Source organism: Streptomyces griseorubiginosus (genome assembly GCF_036345115.1).
Taxonomy (GTDB): Bacteria; Actinomycetota; Actinomycetes; order Streptomycetales; family Streptomycetaceae; genus Streptomyces; species Streptomyces griseorubiginosus_C.
The window spans coordinates 266954-284046 of record NZ_CP107766.1 but is presented as its reverse complement, the minus strand read 5'-3'; the positions used below and the strand labels follow the sequence as shown (position 1 = coordinate 284046).

Annotated in this window: 17 protein-coding genes; 6 read left to right on the top strand and 11 right to left on the bottom strand. The window is 70.3% G+C overall.

Going from position 1 to position 17093, the window contains the following annotated elements; genetic code table 11:
* Positions 1-9: 9 nt before the first annotated feature.
* Genes OHN19_RS01325 through OHN19_RS01315 form a run of 3 tightly spaced genes read right to left on the bottom strand, consistent with a single transcriptional unit; the run spans position 10 to position 4238 of the window.
* Positions 10-1662: a hypothetical protein gene (locus OHN19_RS01325; protein ID WP_330262286.1), complete on the bottom strand. Its 1653-nt coding sequence runs from the start codon at positions 1660-1662 to the stop codon at positions 10-12.
* A 3-nt stretch (positions 1663-1665) separates the two neighbouring features.
* Positions 1666-2877, bottom strand: coding sequence for a hypothetical protein (locus tag OHN19_RS01320; RefSeq protein ID WP_330262285.1), 1212 nt, complete (start codon positions 2875-2877; stop codon positions 1666-1668).
* Positions 2877-4238 carry a hypothetical protein gene (locus tag OHN19_RS01315; RefSeq protein WP_330262284.1) on the bottom strand — a complete coding sequence of 454 codons (1362 nt, stop codon included), beginning with the start codon at positions 4236-4238 and terminating at the stop codon, positions 2877-2879. The genes OHN19_RS01320 and OHN19_RS01315 overlap by 1 nt, the downstream gene beginning before the upstream one ends.
* A gap of 112 nt (positions 4239-4350) precedes the next feature.
* Between OHN19_RS01315 and OHN19_RS01310 the strand changes: the two genes are divergently transcribed.
* The gene (locus tag OHN19_RS01310; RefSeq protein WP_330262283.1) at positions 4351-4776 is read left to right on the top strand and encodes a hypothetical protein; all 426 of its coding nucleotides are present in this window, start codon (positions 4351-4353) and stop codon (positions 4774-4776) included.
* Positions 4777-4935: 159 nt separating this feature from the next.
* On the opposite strand, the gene OHN19_RS01305 is transcribed toward OHN19_RS01310, so the two are convergent.
* Positions 4936-5316: a helix-turn-helix domain-containing protein gene (locus OHN19_RS01305; RefSeq protein WP_330262282.1), complete on the bottom strand. Its 381-nt coding sequence runs from the start codon at positions 5314-5316 to the stop codon at positions 4936-4938.
* A gap of 145 nt (positions 5317-5461) precedes the next feature.
* On the opposite strand from OHN19_RS01305, the gene OHN19_RS01300 reads away from it, so the two are divergent.
* On the top strand, positions 5462-5866 hold the full coding sequence (locus OHN19_RS01300; RefSeq protein ID WP_330262281.1) for a RidA family protein: 405 nt from the start codon (positions 5462-5464) through the stop codon (positions 5864-5866).
* A 50-nt stretch (positions 5867-5916) separates the two neighbouring features.
* Here OHN19_RS01300 and OHN19_RS01295 read toward each other — a convergent pair whose 3' ends face one another.
* The 3 genes from OHN19_RS01295 to OHN19_RS01285 form a co-directional block, all read right to left on the bottom strand.
* Positions 5917-6264 (bottom strand): hypothetical protein, encoded by a 348-nt coding sequence (locus OHN19_RS01295; RefSeq protein WP_330262280.1) that lies wholly within the window; start codon positions 6262-6264, stop codon positions 5917-5919.
* A gap of 116 nt (positions 6265-6380) precedes the next feature.
* A complete protein-coding gene (locus tag OHN19_RS01290; protein WP_330262279.1) occupies positions 6381-7223 on the bottom strand; it encodes an NAD(P)H-binding protein in 843 nt (280 codons plus the stop codon).
* Positions 7220-7651 (bottom strand): nuclear transport factor 2 family protein, encoded by a 432-nt coding sequence (locus tag OHN19_RS01285; protein ID WP_330262278.1) that lies wholly within the window; start codon positions 7649-7651, stop codon positions 7220-7222. Before OHN19_RS01285 ends, OHN19_RS01290 begins: the two co-directional genes overlap by 4 nt.
* Positions 7652-7785: 134 nt before the next feature.
* On the opposite strand from OHN19_RS01285, the gene OHN19_RS01280 reads away from it, so the two are divergent.
* Complete coding sequence (locus OHN19_RS01280) at positions 7786-8361, top strand: TetR/AcrR family transcriptional regulator (RefSeq protein ID WP_330262277.1); 576 nt, start codon at positions 7786-7788, stop codon at positions 8359-8361.
* 139 nt (positions 8362-8500) lie between these two features.
* Here OHN19_RS01280 and OHN19_RS01275 read toward each other — a convergent pair whose 3' ends face one another.
* Positions 8501-9208 (bottom strand): SecDF P1 head subdomain-containing protein, encoded by a 708-nt coding sequence (locus OHN19_RS01275; protein WP_330262276.1) that lies wholly within the window; start codon positions 9206-9208, stop codon positions 8501-8503.
* Positions 9205-9750 (bottom strand): SigE family RNA polymerase sigma factor, encoded by a 546-nt coding sequence (locus OHN19_RS01270; protein ID WP_330262275.1) that lies wholly within the window; start codon positions 9748-9750, stop codon positions 9205-9207. The genes OHN19_RS01275 and OHN19_RS01270 overlap by 4 nt, the downstream gene beginning before the upstream one ends.
* A gap of 197 nt (positions 9751-9947) precedes the next feature.
* Here OHN19_RS01270 and OHN19_RS01265 point away from each other — a divergent pair, with 197 nt between their 5' ends.
* The gene (locus OHN19_RS01265) at positions 9948-10409 is read left to right on the top strand and encodes a hypothetical protein (RefSeq protein WP_330262274.1); all 462 of its coding nucleotides are present in this window, start codon (positions 9948-9950) and stop codon (positions 10407-10409) included.
* A 45-nt stretch (positions 10410-10454) separates the two neighbouring features.
* Here OHN19_RS01265 and OHN19_RS01260 read toward each other — a convergent pair whose 3' ends face one another.
* On the bottom strand, positions 10455-11096 hold the full coding sequence (locus OHN19_RS01260; protein ID WP_330262273.1) for a hypothetical protein: 642 nt from the start codon (positions 11094-11096) through the stop codon (positions 10455-10457).
* Between the two features lie 42 nt (positions 11097-11138).
* Here OHN19_RS01260 and OHN19_RS01255 point away from each other — a divergent pair, with 42 nt between their 5' ends.
* Together OHN19_RS01255 and OHN19_RS01250 are read left to right on the top strand one after the other, a co-directional pair.
* Positions 11139-11606 (top strand): hypothetical protein, encoded by a 468-nt coding sequence (locus tag OHN19_RS01255; RefSeq protein ID WP_330262272.1) that lies wholly within the window; start codon positions 11139-11141, stop codon positions 11604-11606.
* A 711-nt stretch (positions 11607-12317) separates the two neighbouring features.
* Positions 12318-12983 (top strand): hypothetical protein, encoded by a 666-nt coding sequence (locus tag OHN19_RS01250; protein WP_330262271.1) that lies wholly within the window; start codon positions 12318-12320, stop codon positions 12981-12983.
* A 158-nt stretch (positions 12984-13141) separates the two neighbouring features.
* Here the strand turns inward: OHN19_RS01250 and OHN19_RS01245 are convergent, their stop codons facing one another.
* Entirely contained in the window at positions 13142-17032 is a 3891-nt protein-coding gene (locus OHN19_RS01245; RefSeq protein WP_330262270.1) for a hypothetical protein, read from the bottom strand.
* Positions 17033-17093: the final 61 nt, after the last annotated feature.

The window sequence follows — 17093 nt, the reverse complement described above, 5'->3', positions numbered from 1 at the left end:
TCGGATCGGTCAGAGCGTCGGCGGACAGAACGGCACCTCATCCTGGCTCACGATCCGCCGGTGATAGCGGAACTCGGCTGCCTGCACGTACTCCTGGAGGGCGGTACGGCCGCCCGCCTCCGCCGACATCACGATCCTCGGAGGCGGCGCGACCCGCAGACCTACGGAGGCGGCGGCCTCGCCCGCGATGCCGCCCAGCGCCAGGGGAGCGTCGTCATCGGGGGCGTACGTCTTCATGGCGGCGTCCGGGAAGACTGCCGCCGCCCGGTCGGTGGTGGACGTGCGGCTCAGCGACAGCGAGGCGCCCGCGCACCTGTGTTCCACCAGTTCGAAGATCAGCCCCTGGTCGTTGCTGCGGAGGGCCAGGCGGAAGACCAACTGCATGGCCTCGTCGGCCAGTTGCAGCCACTGGTTGCGGGCGTGAGCGGTGGCGAAGTCGTAGCGGGCCGCTTCCAGCGTCAGGGCGGCGGGGAGGGCGAGAGAGAGCGCGTTGGCGATCGAGGTGCCTTCGTGGACGCCGTGGTCGGTCCGGTTGAGGTTGTCCTCGAGGGTTCGCGCGAGCATCAGGTCCACCTGGGCGCACCGCTCGTACACCCCGCGCCCCTGGTACACGTCCCGCGCGGCCTGTGCGAGGCGCTTCATCTCGTCGATGTCGCCCCTCTCGTACGCGTGCCGGGCGCCCATCAGCATGGTGTCGGCGGCGGCGATCGCGGCACCGACCTGCTGGAAGCGGGCGAGGCTGGACGCCGTCAGAGCGGCAGCGCCGGCCGCGTCCCCGCGGTGGGCGGCGATGGCGGCACGGGCCTGTTCGCAGACCGCCAAGTCCTCGCTCCGGCCCTGCCGTTCGAAGATCTCGGCGGCCTCCGCGTACAACTCCTCGGCACGGTCGAGGTGGCCGGCCCGCAGCGCCGCGTAGGCCCGGTGCGAGAGCACCTGTTGGCGCACCGCGTGGTGACCGAGCGTCAGACTGGCCTCCTCCGCTCGGGTGAAGTAGTCCTCCGCCTGCTCGAACCGCACGGTCGAGGCGCAGATGACCCCCAGGCAGTCCAGCAGATACGGCTCGGCGAGCGGCGCGTCTGCGAGCAGCGCTGAAGCCAGTTCCTCGGCGGCACCCCAGGCACTGCGGTCCATCAGCAGATGCACCCGGCTCAGGCCGATCTCGGCGGCACGAAGTCCCTCGGGATCGTCGAACTCCGACAAGAGCGTCATCGCCTCGTCGAGTGTCTCCCGCGCCTCGTCCAACTGCCCGCTTCTCCGCAGGAGTTCGACTCTGGCCAGCAGGGTCTTCAGGAGAACCTCCAGCCAGAGTTGGCGGCCGTTCGGCCCCATCGGTACGGAGGCGATACCGCGCACGAGGTCGAGGGACCGGCCGATGGACAGGGCCGCACCGGGCAGATCCGTGGCCGCGAGCTGAACCGACCCGATGTCGGACAACAGGTGCCCGCGCAGGAGTCGTACGTCGGCGGAGTCCTCGAACGAGTCCGCCAGGGCGAGGAGTTCGCCGTAGACGTCCAGGGCTGCCGGGAGATCCGGGGTGAGTTGATGGCGTTCAGCGAGGGCGAAGCCGCTGTCGAAGGGCTCGCCGTAGCTGAGACCCGGCGACTGCTCCTCCTGTTGCGCTGCGTCTTCCCGTTCGCCTGGCTCTTCCGGTTCTTCCGGCATGGCTCAGAAGTCCTCCTCCATGGCAGCGGCAGCCGCGATCTCGGCGAGGAACGGGGCCGGGTGTGAAGCCGTCCTGTCGTGCGGTGTCGCCGCGACGCTGAGCCTGCGCCGGGCCAGGGCACGCACCGCCTCACGTACCGCACGGTCGTCCGCCCCCGGTCCGGGATCGAACCCCGGCAGCAGGATGCCGACTTCGATCCTCGGAGTCGTCGAAGAGGAGAGGTCCAGGTCCGACCCGCCGATCCACACGTCGTCCTGTCTGGACAGGGGGACGCGGCTCGGCGGACCGCCGTCCACGTGGACCTCCGCCGCGAGATGTACGCCGGCAGCGGGGGCCGCGATGTCGGCGACGACCTCGATCTCGATCCGGCGCCCGGCGCCCGGCGCGTACGCGGTCCAGGACACGGCGTTCTCCGACGCGTCGACGAAGCCGGGAGGAAAGCGGCACCAGTCGTTGGTACCCGAACCGCGGGCGATCACGCGGTCGGTCGCGGTGCGGAGACCACCTGCGGCGAGGGCGAACGCCCGCTGCCGTACGAAGAGTTCGGACACGTCGAGCGGCGTGGCCGTCGGCGTGTGGTGGTCCTGTTCCAGGGCCGACCGAAGCCGCCTCAGTGCCTCCCCGTCGAGCCCGGCGTTGTCGGCCGCGTCGTCGATCAGCCGAAGCATGTGGTCCAGCTGGTGCGGGGGGTCCAGCGATCGCCGCCAACGGATCAGCGGGTCGAGGGCGTCCAGGTGTTCCTCCAGCAGCTCGATTCCCTCCGACTCGCCCGACTCGTCGAGCAGTTGCTGGCATTCGTGGGTCAGCGCGGCCAACTCCAGCCCCAGCAGGCCCGGTTCGAGCGAGGGAATCCCGTCCAGGTACGAAGCCGGCCACCAGCGGGACGCCCAGTGCCCGAGGGCGAGACGGGCGGCATTCTCGGCGAGCGCGGTCGGCCGCTCGGGCGGGGCCAGCTCGGCGGCCGGGGTGCCCGGCGCCAGGGCGTCGACAGCGGCCGCAGTGTGTTCGCCGTAGACCGCCCACAACCACTGCTGGGCCTGCCCCACATCGTGAATCTCCGCTGTCGGCAGACCCGTTGGGCCGAGAACGGGCCAGGTCAGGACCGCACCCGCGACGTCGAGAACGGCCTGGGTGAAGGCGGGACCGGCGGAGGGGCCCGTGATGCTTACGGTGCCGTCCTCGGCTCGTATGACGGTACGGCGCCGCTCGGACATCACGCGCTCCTCGGTGCGGCGGCGGGCTCAGCGGTCGCCGACAGGGTGCGCAGGGCCGTACGGACGCGTGCGCGGTGGTCCATCATCACCGAGCGGACGACCCCGTCGAGCACGCCCCATGCCGATGCGGCGTCGGGCAGTGGCGCGTCGCGGACGTCGCGCCCGTGCAGCCGTACCCAAAGACGCCGCATGTAGGCGGCCCAGGGAGTGCGCAGGTCCTGGGCGAGGGCGGCCAGCACACCGCCTTCCGGGTCCGGGGCGGGGGAGACGGTCATCCTGCGGGCTCGGAGGACCGAAGCCTCCCGTTGCCAGCGGCTGTTGACGATGCGATGTGCCGCGGTCGACCCCGCCACGGATGTCCCCGAGCCCAGCGGATCGAGGCCCACCGCGAGCCTGCCGCCGAGCACGACGGCGACGCGCAGGCTCTCGTCGTGCAGACCCAGCGGGGCGCAGCTGCGGTCGACCTCCCGCCGGACGAGCTCCGGCACGGTCGGCAGACTCTCGCGGTGCGCCGACGCCTGGAGCACGGTGAAGAGCCGTTCGAAGAGCGAGCGGTCGAACGGCGCGGGGAGCGTGGCGGTCGAGGCGCTCCGGCCCACCTCGGGGCGTGGGGGCACGCGGTGCGCGGTCAGGCCGAGGTGCGGGGGGACGTCGGCGCGGTCCCAGACATCGGTCGGGTGTGCCGTCCACAGGGCTTGGCCGAGTCGGCTGCCGTGCCTGGCCCGGACCATCGCTGCGAAGGCCGACGAATCAGTCCCCGCCGTACCGCAGGCCTCCAGAACCTCGGCCGCCAGGCCCGTATCGGGGGCGCACGGGACCTGCTCGCGTCGGTCCCACGCCGCTGCCAGTTCCGTATCTAGCCGGGCGCGCCGGGCGGCATCTGACAGATGCTTTCGCAGTGCCTCCACGGTCCGTCCGCCGGAGGCGTCCGAGACCTCTTCGAGTACCGCCCGCGCCAGAGCGTCCGCGCCCGGCCCCGGCGCTCCGTGCTCGGTCGCCAGCTCGAAGCACCGCTGGAAATACAGGTCTTGAGGGTTGCCCGCCACGATCCCCAGGGCCCGGCGGGTCTTCTTCAGCAGCGTGAACCACCGTGCGGTGGCCTCCAGCGCCGCACCGGACTCTCGTATCAGGGCGTCGAGTTGCTCCGCCTCCCGCGCGGAGAGGAAGTCGGCCGCGAGTTCCGGACGCAGCGCGGGCCGGACGATCAGCGGCAGCAAGATCAGCTTGACCGTCCGGGTCAGCGGTGCGCCACCGGGCCCGCTCAGTGCCCGGATCCCCGGACCGACGGCGCGCCAAGCCCTGTCGATGACCATGGCACGCGGACGGCGCTCGCCGGTCGTCGGCTGGCTCGGGGACGGCATGGGCAGAGCGTACGTCCTGGGCGAATGGCGGTCGAACCTGGGATCGGTAGGCGCTGCCTGCCCTCTAACGTCCACACCACCAGGCACAACGGACCGGAAGGGCAGGCACATCGTGGGAATCTTCGGCAAGGGCAAGAGCCGTGAGGAGAAGGCCGCCAAGATCGCGGAGCAGGTGGCGGACGGCAAGGGTTTCTACGGCCGTATGACGCGGGCGGCGCTGGGTGGCCAGGACTACGCCCGGCTCCAGCAGACGATGGGCGCGTACAACTCCGTCGCCGCTGTCGGGCAGTTGCTCGCGGCGGGCGCACCGACGACACCCGCCACCGTCGTGTCGATCAGCGACACCGGCAAGATGGTCAACTACGACCCGGTCGTCGACCTGGTCGTGCGGCCGGCCGGGGCCACTGCGGACCCGGTCGCGCTCCAGACCATCGTGTCGAAGCTGCGCATCCCCCGCGTCGGTGATCAGGTACTGCTGATCGCGGACCCCGCCAACCCCGGCGGTTACCTCTACGCGGGAGACGGGGTGACGCCGTGACGGCATCGCCGTACGGCGTGATGGTGGACGACATCGCCCTGTGCGCCTTCGACGACCGGGGGCTGTGAGCTGTTCGGCTACGGCTACGCGCACATACGCGCTCCGGGAGACTCCGAGCCCTTCCAGCCGGTCGGCCCGCGGCGGCGACCGCGGCGCCCGTCAGGTGTCGAAGCGGCGACGGGCGGCCTCGATGTGCGCGAAGTACTGGTGGGTCCAGCCGCACATCCCGTCGACCGTCGCACGCAGCCCTTGACCCGCTTCAGTGAGGGTGTACTCGACCCGGGGCGGGACAGTGGGGTACACGGTGCGCTCGACCAGGCCGTTGCGTTCCAGCATGCGCAGGTTCTGGGTGAGCATCTTGTGGCTGATGCCCTCGATCTCGTTCCGCAGCTCACTGAAGCGCAGGGTGCGGTCACCGAGACCCTCGACGATGAGAAACGCCCACTTGTTGGCGATGTCGGAGAAGATCTCCCGCGCCAAGGAGTCCGCACGCGCCAGGTCCGCATCCTCGGGCGAGCCTGTGAGCTGCGTGGTCACCATAAGGTTCTCCAGTCACTGAAAAGTGCGTTCTTCCATGTCAGCCTTCACTCTCTTACGGTTTCTGAGTAACCACAAGAGAGTGAGTGTCTTGGTCGCCGCAAGCGAACGCGTGCCACAGACGCTCAGAACCAGGAGACAAGGCAGCATGGCCATCACCTTTGTGAACCCCAGCGGATTGCCCAAGATCGACGTCTATCAGCAGGTGTCGATCGCCTCAGGGTCGAGGCTGGTCTTCGTCGCCGGGCAGGTCGCCTGGGACGCCGAGGGAGTCACGATCGGCGAAGGCGACCTGGCCGCCCAGGTCGAGCAGAGCTATCTCAACGTCGGCACCGCCCTGGCCGAGGCCGGCGGCTCCTTCGACGACGTGGCGAAGCTGACCTTCTACGTCGTCGACTGGACCCCCGACAAGATGTCCCCGCTCTTGGAAGGGGTCTCCCGGGCCACCGCGAAACTCGGCATCACCACGGCGCCGGCCACGCTGATAGGCGTCGCGGCATTGGATGTCCCGGCCCATCTGGTCGAGATCGAGGCCACCGCGGTCCTCGACTGAACAGGCGTACGGGTGTTCCACGGGTGTTCCGCCGGCCATTGCGGCACGCCTTAGGCGTAGCCGTCCAGTTCGGCGGCGAGGCGTTGCAGTTGGTCGGCTGACAGGGCGCCGACGTGCTTAAGCCATGCATCTGGCTCACCGGTACGGACAGGCCTAGGGGCCTCCAGAACGGTTTCGCGCCGTACCCGCTCCTCCGCCTCGAACTCCTCGAACTTCAGCAACATCTCGACCGCGAGCGGCGCGATGTCTGCCCGCCGCAAGAGGTTGCCGGCGTACGGCACGAGCTCTGGTCGCTCGGCGAGGAACCGCTCGACCGCGATGCGTCGATGCTCGGGGATCTCCGGAAACTGCCCGCGCACGCTGCGGTCCCTGGTCGACTCCACACCGTCCGCGCTCATCTCGAGCTCCTCCCCGACCCGACCAGACCATCCAGTTCTGAACCGACGCACTGGTCTTGTCATTCCCCGTGTCGGCCCCTCGGGCACCGGATCCATCATGCCAACGCGACCGGACTTCAGCCCAGGTCCGCCAACTCCCGGGCGACCACCGTACGGAAGTCGTGCGGTGGTCGCCCGGTCACGCGCCGGACCACGTCGGTCGTGCGGTCCTCGGAGCCCTCGGCGATGGCGAGGTCCATGCCGGCCAGCAACTCGGCGAACTCCCGCCCCACCAGCGGCGCGAGGCGGTCGCAGAGCTGCTCGTGGGTCAGGTGGCGGTGGGCGACGGGGCGGCCGGTGACCTCGGTGACGATCGCGGCGACGTCGTCGTGACTGAGCGCCTGTGGCCCGGTGAGGACCAGGTCGGAGTCGGGGGAGCGGGCGTCGGTCAGGGCGTGCACGGCGACGGCGGCGATGTCCTCGGCGTCGACGAAGCCGACCCGACCCTTCCCGGCCGCCGTCTGGATGGTGCCGGTGTCGCGGATGCCGAGCGCGTGCATATGCGAGCCGGTGAAGTTCTGCATGAACCAGGACGGCCGTAGGACCGCCCACGCGTCGAAGAGGCCCGGCAACTCCCGGTAAACCACCCCGGCCGCCGGACCACCCTCGGGGACGGCCGACGAACCGAGCAGCACCGCACGGCCGACACCGGCCGCACGGGCCTGCCGGAGGAAGGGGAGCATGACCGCTTGCGGGTCCGGGTCGCCCACGGGCGGCACGAGGTAGACACGGTCGACTCCGGCGAGGGCGTCGGCGTGGGTGGCGGGGTCGTACCAGTCGAAGCGGACCGGTTCCGCCCCGGGGACGGGAGTGCCGCGGCGGCTCGCGGCCCTGACGCGGTGACCGGCGGCGGTGAGCTGTGCGGTGACGCGGCTGCCGGTGGTGCCGGTGGCGCCCGTGACGAGGGTGGTGCCGGTCATCGGTCGCTCTCCCCGAGGCCGGTGCCGTCGAGGGCGAGGGCGGCCAGCGGGTCCCAGTAGTCCCGGTAGGACACGATGAGCCCGTCCCGTACGGTCACCACGGCGACGTACGTCATCTCGAAGGGGCCGTCCGTCGCGACCACGCGGCCCACACCCCGCATCTCCACCACGATCGTCTCGGGGTCGGTCGTCTCATGGATCCGCACTTCGGGGAATTCGTGCAGGTCGATGTGGTCGGGGTAGGGGCGCATGTACGCGGCGACGGCCTGCTTGCCCTCCAGCCGACGGGGCCGACCGGGCGGCGCGAAGGGAAACTCCATGATGCCGTCCTCGGCCCACAGGTCGACCCAGCCGGGGATGTCCTTGTCGAGCAGCAGACGCAGGCTGTGGCGGTACAGGTCCGCCGGTGAGGTGGTGGTCGTGGGCATGGGGATGTCCGTCCTGTCGTACGATACGGACCCGAGGTCCGTTTCAACTGACCGGAACGATACGGACCCAGGGTCCGCTTTGCAAATGGATCCGGACCCCGAGTCCGCTTCGTAGTCGGAAGGAACCCCACCGCATGACCGAGCGCACCCCACGCAAGGACGCCGTCCGGAATCGGGCGGCCCTCCTCGCGGCCGCCGACGCGCTCTTCACCGACGACGGGAGCGCGGAAGCCGTCACGATGGCCGACGTCGCGACCGCGGCCGGAGTCGGCAAGGCGTCGCTCTTCCGTGCCTTCGGCGACCGCACCGGGCTGATCCGCGCGCTGTACGAGGCCCGGCTCGAACCGGTGCGGCAGGCCGTGGAATCGGGGCCGCCGCCGCTCGGGCCCGAAACCCCCGCGCCGGAGCGGGTGTTCGCCCTTCTCGACACCCTGCTGTGCTTCAAGCTCGACAACCGCCACCTCGTCCTGGCCCTCGAGGGCACCGGGGACGACAGCCCGTACCGGGCGGAGCACTACGGACACTGGCACGCCCTGCTGGAAACCACCCTGCGCAGGATCCCCGGCCTCCAGGACCCCGCCTTCACCGCCCACGCCCTCCTCGCCGCCACTCGAGCCGACCTCGTCGAACACCTCGCCGGGCACGAGGGCGTCTCCCGAGAAACGCTGCGCGCCGAACTGGCCACCTTCACCGCGAGAGTCCTCGGTTGATGCACCGGCAGAGCCATGGCCGCAACAGCTGGCGGCGGCTGGCTCTGTCCGGTGTCCGACAGTGCCCGCGTCCCCTCCTGACGACCTGTTGCGCGAAGCGGCGTCTCGAACTGCCCTGACCACGGCAGGAGTTGTCCACTTACCTGGCGGGATCCAGCCGCTGGGCGAGGTCGTGGGCCTGGGCGCTGGTGAGGTCACCGGAGTAGACACCGACGATCAGGAAGCGGCCGCCCGTGAGCGAGGCGGCCACGGCGGGGGCGCCCCGGAGTTTGCCGTCGACGACGATGGCGAACTCGTTGCGCGGGGGCGGGGCCGAGACGAGGGAGCCGGTGAACGCGGCGAAACGGGTCCGGTCGGTGGGCGTGAGAGTCACTTCCACCTGCCAGCTGCCGTCGATGTCGCCCTTCTGGGCCTTCGCGGAGGAGACGCGGACGTTGCTCATGCCGCCGGCCGGGTTGGCGTGGATGCACATCGCCGGATGGTTCGCAGTGGCGCCCACGGCGTAGCCGCCGTCGGCCTGGGTGCAGGCCTGCTCCGTCGACGAGGTGACCGGCAGGAGGGAGACCGTGGCCGCCTTCGGGGTGTCGCTTCCTTCGGCGGGCTGCACCACGTGCGCACGCGGCGGCCCGTCGTCCGCGACAGCCACCCAGGCCGTGGCGACCGCCGCGGCGAGAGCGACCCCGGCACCCGCACGCGCCAGCCGCTGCCGCCGCCGGGCGACCCGCAACGCGCCGTCGGCCAGGCCGACAAGATGGGGGCCGGCGTCACCGTCGTGCTCCCGGACATGGGTGTGCAGGGTGTCGTGCAGCAACGTTTCGTGCAGCAGGTTCTCGGTCGAGTCGTTCATGCGGTCACGCCCCTTCCGGAGGCGGTGGAGGAGGCGGACTGCCCTGTTTCGCCCAGGGCGCTTCTGAGAGTGGCGAGGGCTTTGTGGGTCTGGCTGCGGACCGTGCCCGGGGCGACGCCCAGGATCGCGGCGATCTCCTGGTCCGGCCGGTCCTCGAAGTAGCGCAGCACGATCACCGCACGCTGACGCTTGGGCAGCCGCCGCAGCGCGGCCATGATGTCCTGCCGCTGCACGACGGTGTCGGCCAACGCGGCGCCCTGTGCGGAGGGTCGGTCCGGCAAGGAGTCCGTGACCGTCTCCCGCCCCCAGCTGAGCAGCCGGAAGCGGTCCACCTGGGCGTGGTAGAGCGCGCGGCGCACATAGATTTCCGGCTGTTCCCGGTTGCGGAGCTTGGACCAGCGTCTGGCTGTGGAGGCAAGCGCGGTCTGGAGCAGGTCCCGGCCCTGTTCCCAGTCCCCGGTCAGCAGGTAGGCCGTGTGCAGCAGCGATCTCGACCGCGCCGTCACGAACTCGCGGAACTGGCGTTCCTCGTCGGCGTTCAATGCGCCCTCCCTCGTTCCTCCGTAAAGACGGGCGCGGACACGCGATCGACTGCCCTGCCGGCCTCACTTTTTCCGTCTCGTCCGCCCGACACCGACGCCGAAGGTCATGGAGGCGTTCCGTGGGTCAGCCGTTGGTGGTTGGGAACCTCGGCATGACGTGGTCCGGGTTTGCCGCATCCTGATGTTGAATGACGGTCATGTTCAGTATCACCGTGTCTCGGTCGCTGACCGTTGACCACGTGGTCGACGTCTTCGAGGACTTGATCCCGACGGGCCTGCAGCTGGTGGTCCAGCCGGACGATGCCGATGTTCCGGACAACACAGGGGACCTGTGGATACGCCTGGTGGACAACGAAGACCCGAGGTGGCCGCTTTCCTTGGACGTGGTCGGCGGGTACGACTCCGGACTCGGGCCGTACCCTGACCTCCGTGTCGCGGAGCACATGGGAGAGCGACTCGGTGTGGACGTCTTGTGCGGCGTCGATCCGTCCGTGAGTGATGTCGACCCCTCGGATCCGTACTACAGGCTGGCGCTGGTCGGTGGCCGGTGGTACCTGGCCAGCGTCGCTTTCACTCGGCTCACGGAACCGGACACCGCTGACTCGTCGCACGACGAACCCGTGAAGCTCATTCGACCGGTCGTGGTCAGGACGCGTTGAGTGCGTTGAGCCGCGCCGCGTCCTCGATGAACACACCGGCTCTTATCAGCTGATCGCAAGCGGCCCATGACCTAGACCCAGCTTGCTCCGGCATGAGTCGACGGCCCGAGTGACCCAGGCGATCACAGCGTCGCGATCTGCCGCGATCGCATGGAGGTCACGAGCCTTCTCCTGCGCATCGACCATCCACGGGGCCAGTGCGTCCTCACAAAGGACATGCTCGAAGTAATGGCGGGCCGTGTCTGAGTCTCCAACCAGTCCGGCTGCGATACCAGAGTCGAAGCTGTCCCAGAGGAATCCCCGCCGCACCGGCCTGGACGTCAGGTACCGGGCTACATCCGACAGAGCCGGGAACCTGTCCCGCAACGCGGTCACGTTCGCAGCCGCCTGCTGACCGAGGTTGAATGCCAGCCGAGTGAACTGGTCCTCGCTGCGAAACAGCTCGGAACCGACCCTGCCTGCGTCCAAATGGAAGGCCAGGTGGTCCACGTCGTGCCACAGCCACATGGCACCGACGTACAGACCACTGCCGGCAAGCCGAGGCGGGGTGAACTCCACAATCCCGAGCCACCATCCGTGATCATCGATCCACAGCCGCGACCGCCCCCGCTGGATGAGACCGAGCGGCTTCAGAGAGTGCCGAGCCGCCGAGTTGATGATCCGCGGCACCGGACTGCGATCTGGCATGACCAGTATTATCGACTGCGGTAGACGCCGTGATTGGCAACGATGAACATCGCCGCACCCATGCGGAGGACGAGGATCTTCTGTCTTCGCACACCGATGATCACCGGTGGCCTCACCCATTCTCGGATTAGCCCCGACCAGCAAAGTCAGGACCTGAGCCCGAGCATCACCCCTGGAGTCGATCGGCTGATGGACATGTCCTCCCGAGAGATCCGCATGCCCCTCAATGACGTCGTCGCAGTACTGCAAGACCTGAACGAGTTCGTCGTTTCCCTCGACCGGCTCGGATCCCGACAGGCATCCGGAGCCGTCGACGAGTACACCGTCGGCAAGTTCATCGCGGACTGGGATGTCGCTCGGCGATTGGCTCACGCCCGACGCGTCATCAGCGTCGCGCTGGAGGCACAACTGAGCGAAGAAGACAACGCCGAGATCGACGCACTGTGCGAGCAGGGCCGCTTCTACGGCACGGACAGTGCTGTCGGCCCCTCCGCTGACCACTCCAGCTGAGACAGTAGACACATCGGACCGGACCGATCGAGGCGGACATCTGTTCAGCCCCGGAACCCCGGAACCGGCCACCAAGTTCTCGATCTGCAGCTGGAGCATAGGCAGTTGATAGATTCCGCAGCTCGGCATCCAGGGAATTCACTCGAGCGGGAAGCCCTGATTCCAGAACATCCACGTTGACGCCGACTGGCGGACTCGTCCGAGATATCCGACAGCTATCCCGCCGGGCAGAGTTGGATCTGCGACGACACCCCCTTCTGCTAGATACCAGGCATGCTCAAAACAGTCGCTGACGCGACAAGGACGAAGCCTTACGCACTGATGCACTTGGCCTGCTCGGTCCACTCATTCCGGGCCTTGAAGCATGAACACGGCGGCACCCCGCCTTGCGTCCACGGGGCGGACTGCTGCTTCTGAGCTTCAGATCATGCTGTCGCCGGTGTGAGTGACAGGCCGGTTCCGACGAGGCGTCCGTCGATGAGGTGGGGGCCGTACGGGATCTTTCGCATGCCCTTGCGGATAGTCTTCTTCGCCTCGATGCCACGATGGTTCGGCCAGGCGGCGTCAAAACTGTCCACGCGACGGTGGTGTTGGGGACACCCCCGTTTCGGTGTTCAGGCCCAGCGACGGTGACCACCGTGAGCGGCAGGATTCACACCGTCGGCAATGGGCCGACGCGCATTCCAGCGCACGCATCGAGACGGGGTACCCATGACTGAAATCTTCGCGCGGCGCCTGACCGGCGTCGCGGGCATCGCCGCCGCAGTCGCCTTCATCATCGAAGTGCCGTTGTATTTCGTCTACTCGGGGCCGCCACCGGACTGGAACGTGTTGAGCAGGCTGCTGATCGGAATCGTCGCCCTCGCCTGCCTGGTCGTGTTCGTGACGGCCCTGCGGGAACTGGTCAAGAAGGCGAACCCGGCGTACGAGTGGGCCGCCTCGATGGCCTTCGCCGCGGGTCTGGTCTACGCGACGATCACACTGGTCTCCAGCGGTCTGGAAGCCGGAGCGGTCATCGCCGCAGACCACACGATCGATCCGACCATCGAGGTCAGTGGCACCTACATCCTCTACGGGTCCATTTCCCGCCTGATGCTGGCGCTGTTCCTGACCGCAGTGGGCTTTGTGGTCTCGCGTACGAATCTGCTGCCGCGCTGGACCGGCCGATCGGCCTACGTCCTGGCGGGGATCAACCTCGCCTTCGTGCCGTCCCTCTTCTTCGGGAACACTCCCGCGCACTTCTACGCGGCCAACGGCTGGGGCACCACCGCCCTGATGGGGGCGATCTTCAGCTACTGGCTGCTGGCACTGGGCATCTCCACCTACCGCAGCGGCGCACGGCCCGCTCTGGCCCGGACACCGGCGAAGGGGCAGTGAGAGCCTCCGCAGCGGGTGGTTGTGGTGCCGGCCCGGCACGGGTCGGCAGTTGCGCCGACATCACCCAGGCCAGGCAGCTGGGACTGGTCGGACTTCTGGGCTGGGGGATGGGAGTACGGAGCGGGGGCGTGCAGGGCACTGCTCGTGCGGGCCTGGTCTCAATCCTTGCCCGGGCACACATCCCGGTAGGGCGCATCGGGGATGTACGTGTGCCATTCGGCGGCCGTGAGTGTCGTGTCGGTGTGGGCGCAGATCCAGGCGGCGGCGTAGGCGGGCGTCACTCGGTAGCGCTGGAGGGGGACATGGGGGCTGCTGGCGTAGAGGGACGTGCCGTCCGTCGTGAAGGCCAGGGAGTTGATGGTCTCGCCGGGTGTGGTGAGGCCGCTTCCGAGGGGCTGCCGGTTCGCGGTGTCCCAGAGCTGGAGGGTTCCGGAGTCTCCCGCGACGGCGAGGGTGGCGCCGTCGGGGCTGAAGGCGAGCGCGGTCACGGCTTCCGGGGCGCCGCCGCCGACGGGGTCCGGGAAGGTGTTGGGCAGGACACCGAGCCGGTGGTCGAGGTCGCCGTCCCACAGGGCGACCCGGCCGGACGCGTCACCCACCGCCACCCGGGAACCGTCCGCGCTGAACGCCACCGCCTCCGTCTCCTGCCCGAGCCCCAAGGTCCGGGAGGTGCTGCGGCCCGTGGGCGGAGCGGCGACCCGGTCACCGCCGACGAGCAGGTCGCCATCCGGGCGCAGTGCGAGGGCCGTGATGTTGAGGTCTCCGAGGTGGGTGGCTTTGCGTCGGCCCGCGGTGTCCCACACCTCGGCGTCCGTCGTGCCGGCCGAGGTGTCCCGGACGGCCACGAGGCGGCGTCCGCCGGGGCCCACGGCGAGTTCCTCGACGGCGGCGGACGGCGCGGCGGGGGCCCCGAGGTCCAGCGTCGTCCGTACCCGGGCGTGGCGGACGTCCCACAGCGTCAGCGGCTGCGCCGACGTACCGCGGCCCAGCGCGGAGAGGCCGTAGGCGAGGGTCGTGCCGTCCGTGCCGAACGCCATCAGCGGCTGGGCGTCGGCGGTCGTCACCGGCCCGGCGCCGTCGGCGGCCACGGGGAACTCGGCGGCGGGCAGGGTGCGCAGGGTACGGCCGGTGGCGGGGTCCAGGAGCCGGAAGTCGTAACCGCCGTGCCGCTGTTCGGCGGTGGCGAGCGCACGGCCGTCGGGGCTGAGCAGCGCGCCGGCCAGTGCGGTGTCCCGCCAAGTGGCGGTGACGGCCGGACCCAGGTCGAGGGTGTGGACCGTACCCCCTTCGAGGTACCGCAGTGCGGATCCGCCCGGGTCCCAGGCGAGGTCGCCCTGAATGCGGCGGCCGTCCAGGGAGTGGCGGAAGACGGGCGTGTCGGGTGCGGACAGGCGCCAGACGGTCAGCTGTGCCGGGCCGGCGGCGGCGAGGAAGGCGCCGTCCGCGCTGAACGCGACCGACTCGGAGTCCGGGGCGTCGAAGCCGGCGGCCTCCCGGCCGGAGGCGATGTCCCAGACCCGCACGTCCGCGCCGGAGACCACCGCCAGCCGGTGTCCGCCGGAGTCGAACACGAGACGGGAGGTGTCGTCGCCGCAGCTGCCCGAACCCGCGTTCTTCGTCCAACCGCCGGACAGCGTACGGCCGTTGGTCGTGTCGTGGATCTGGACGGCGCCGTGGGTGGGGCAGACGGCGACCAGGCGGCCGTCCGCCGTGGTGGCCACGTTCGTCTCGGATCCCGCCGACGCCCGGAACAGCGGGCGGCCGTCCGTGAGGGCGCGCAGTTCGACGCGCGGTTCGTCGACGGAGCTGAGCAGGTAGGAATCGGCGGCGGCGTCGAAGGTGGCGATCTCCGTACCCGCACCCGCGTCGCTCTCCGTACCCGCACCCGCGTCGCTCTCCGCACCCGAGTGCATGTCGGCACCCGCACCACTCTCCGTACCCGCACCCGAGCCCATGTCCGCATCCGCGTCATTGGCCGCCGTTCCCACCCACCGCCCGGTCGCCAGGTTCCACAGCCGTACGCCCCGCTCGTCGTCGAGGGCCAGGACCTTCCCGTCGCGGCTCGCCGCCTCGATGCTCGGGTCGGCGAAGGGCAGTCGGCCGGAGGCGATCGCCCGGTGGGTGACGGTGTTCCAGGTGCGCCAGGTGCGGCCGCTGACGCTCAGCAGGACCTGCCCCGAGCGGACGAGGAACCTTTCGGCGCTGCCGCCACCGGGCCCGGGATCGGTGAACGCGTCGCGCTCCGGCTGGGCCGGCGCGGCGAGCAGTGCCGCCCGGCTCTCGGGGAGCGCGGCGATGCGCCAGGCGGCCAGGCCCAGCAGTCTGGCGGTGCGGGGATCGGTGGTGCGCATGCTGTCGGCCACCTCGGCGACCCGTTGGGCGGCCGCCGCCCGCTCGTCCCGCACCTCGGTGTCGTGCTGCTGCCAGGCGACCAGCCCGATCACCAGCGCGAGCGCGAGCAGCGCCGCGGCGGCGGTGATCAGTCGCCGGGTTCTTCGCCGGGTACGGCTCACCGCGTGCCGCTCGTCGTCGCGGGCCCGCAGGGCAGCGGTCAGGAAGTCGCGTTCGGGAGCGGTGAGGACGGGATCCCATGCGGTGTCCGGCGTCCCGAACAGCTCCACCGCCCGCTCCAGCCGCACCCCCCGGTACAGCGCCCCGCCGTCATGTCCGAGATCCAGCCAGGCCCGTACGTCCTCGCCGAGGCGCCGATGGGCGATCAGCCGCCCCCGGTTCTCGTCGATCCACCGGCCGAGCCGCGGCCAGCTGCTGATGAGCGCCTCGTGGCCGAGTTCCACCGTGTCGCCGTCGAGGGCGAGCAGCCGGGCTGCGGCCAGCCGCTCGACGACCGCGGGGAGTTCGGGGTCACCCCAGTCGTCGAGTTCCGCGCGGGTGACCGAGCGCCGGGTGTCGGGTGCGCCCTCGCCGGGCTGGATCAACCGCAGCAGCAGTCTTTGCGCGATGTCCGCCTGGCCGGGTGACAGTGCTCCGTACGTGCGCTCGGCGGTCGCGGCGATCGCGCCCTGGACACCGCCGGCCGCCTCGTAGGCGGCGAGGGTGAGGATACGGCCGCGCCGGCGCCGCCAGGTCTCCAGCAGGGCGTGAGAGAGCATGGGCAGCGCGCCGGGCCGGTCGACGACCTCCTCGACGATCCGGGCGGTCAGCTCGCGTTCGACGACGAGCCCGGCGACGGCGGCGGGCCCGGTGACCGCCTCCCGCAGCTCGGCCGCGGACATCGGCCCGATGAGCAGTCCGCAGTGGCGCAGCACGTCGGCGAGTCCGGGGTGGTCGGCGCACTGGCCGTAGAAGTCGGCCCGCATGGCGATCACCACGTGCAGCCGGGAGTCCGGCTCCCTGGCCGACAGCAGCAGGTCGATGAAGCGGCTGCGCTCGGCGCGGTCCCGGCAGAGCGTGAAGACCTCCTCGAACTGGTCGACGATCAGCCAGCTGTCGGGGTCGCCGTCCCCGGGCGCCAGCAGATGGCCGTAGGTGGCGGCGGGCCGCTCACCGGGCGTGAGGATCCTGACGACCGCGGGGCGACCACGCTGGCCGGCGGCCTCCTGGACGGCGGGGATGAGTCCCGCCCGCAGCAGCGACGACTTGCCGCTGCCGGACGCGCCGAACACGGCGGCGAACCGCCGCTCGCACACGAGGTCGAGCAGCTCGGTGACGAGCCGCTCCCGTCCGAAGAAGAGCTCGCGGTCGCCGGGTTCGAAGCGGGCGAGTCCGCGGTACGGCGAGGTGGCGTCACCGTCGGGCCCGGTGGGGGATGCTTCCTGCGTCTCCGCGGCCTCCTCGGCGGCGGCGCTGCGGCGCGCTTCCCACAGGTCCGGGTCCCCGTCGCAGGCCTCGACGTAGGCGCGGACCACTGCGGCCGAGGGCAGCCGGTCACCCGCGGCGGCGCGGGAGAGCGCGGAGACCGACAGGCCCGCACGGTGGGCCATCGCGCGGTAGGAGGGACTGCCCGCCTTCTGCCGCAGCAGGCGCAGTTCGTGGGCGAACAGCTGCACCGGGCCGGCGGCTGGATCGACCGGACGTTCTGGACGACCCAATGGAACTCCCAGGAAATCCCCTCAAAAACAATCTTGGTCAGGAACTATGACCGACCGGGCG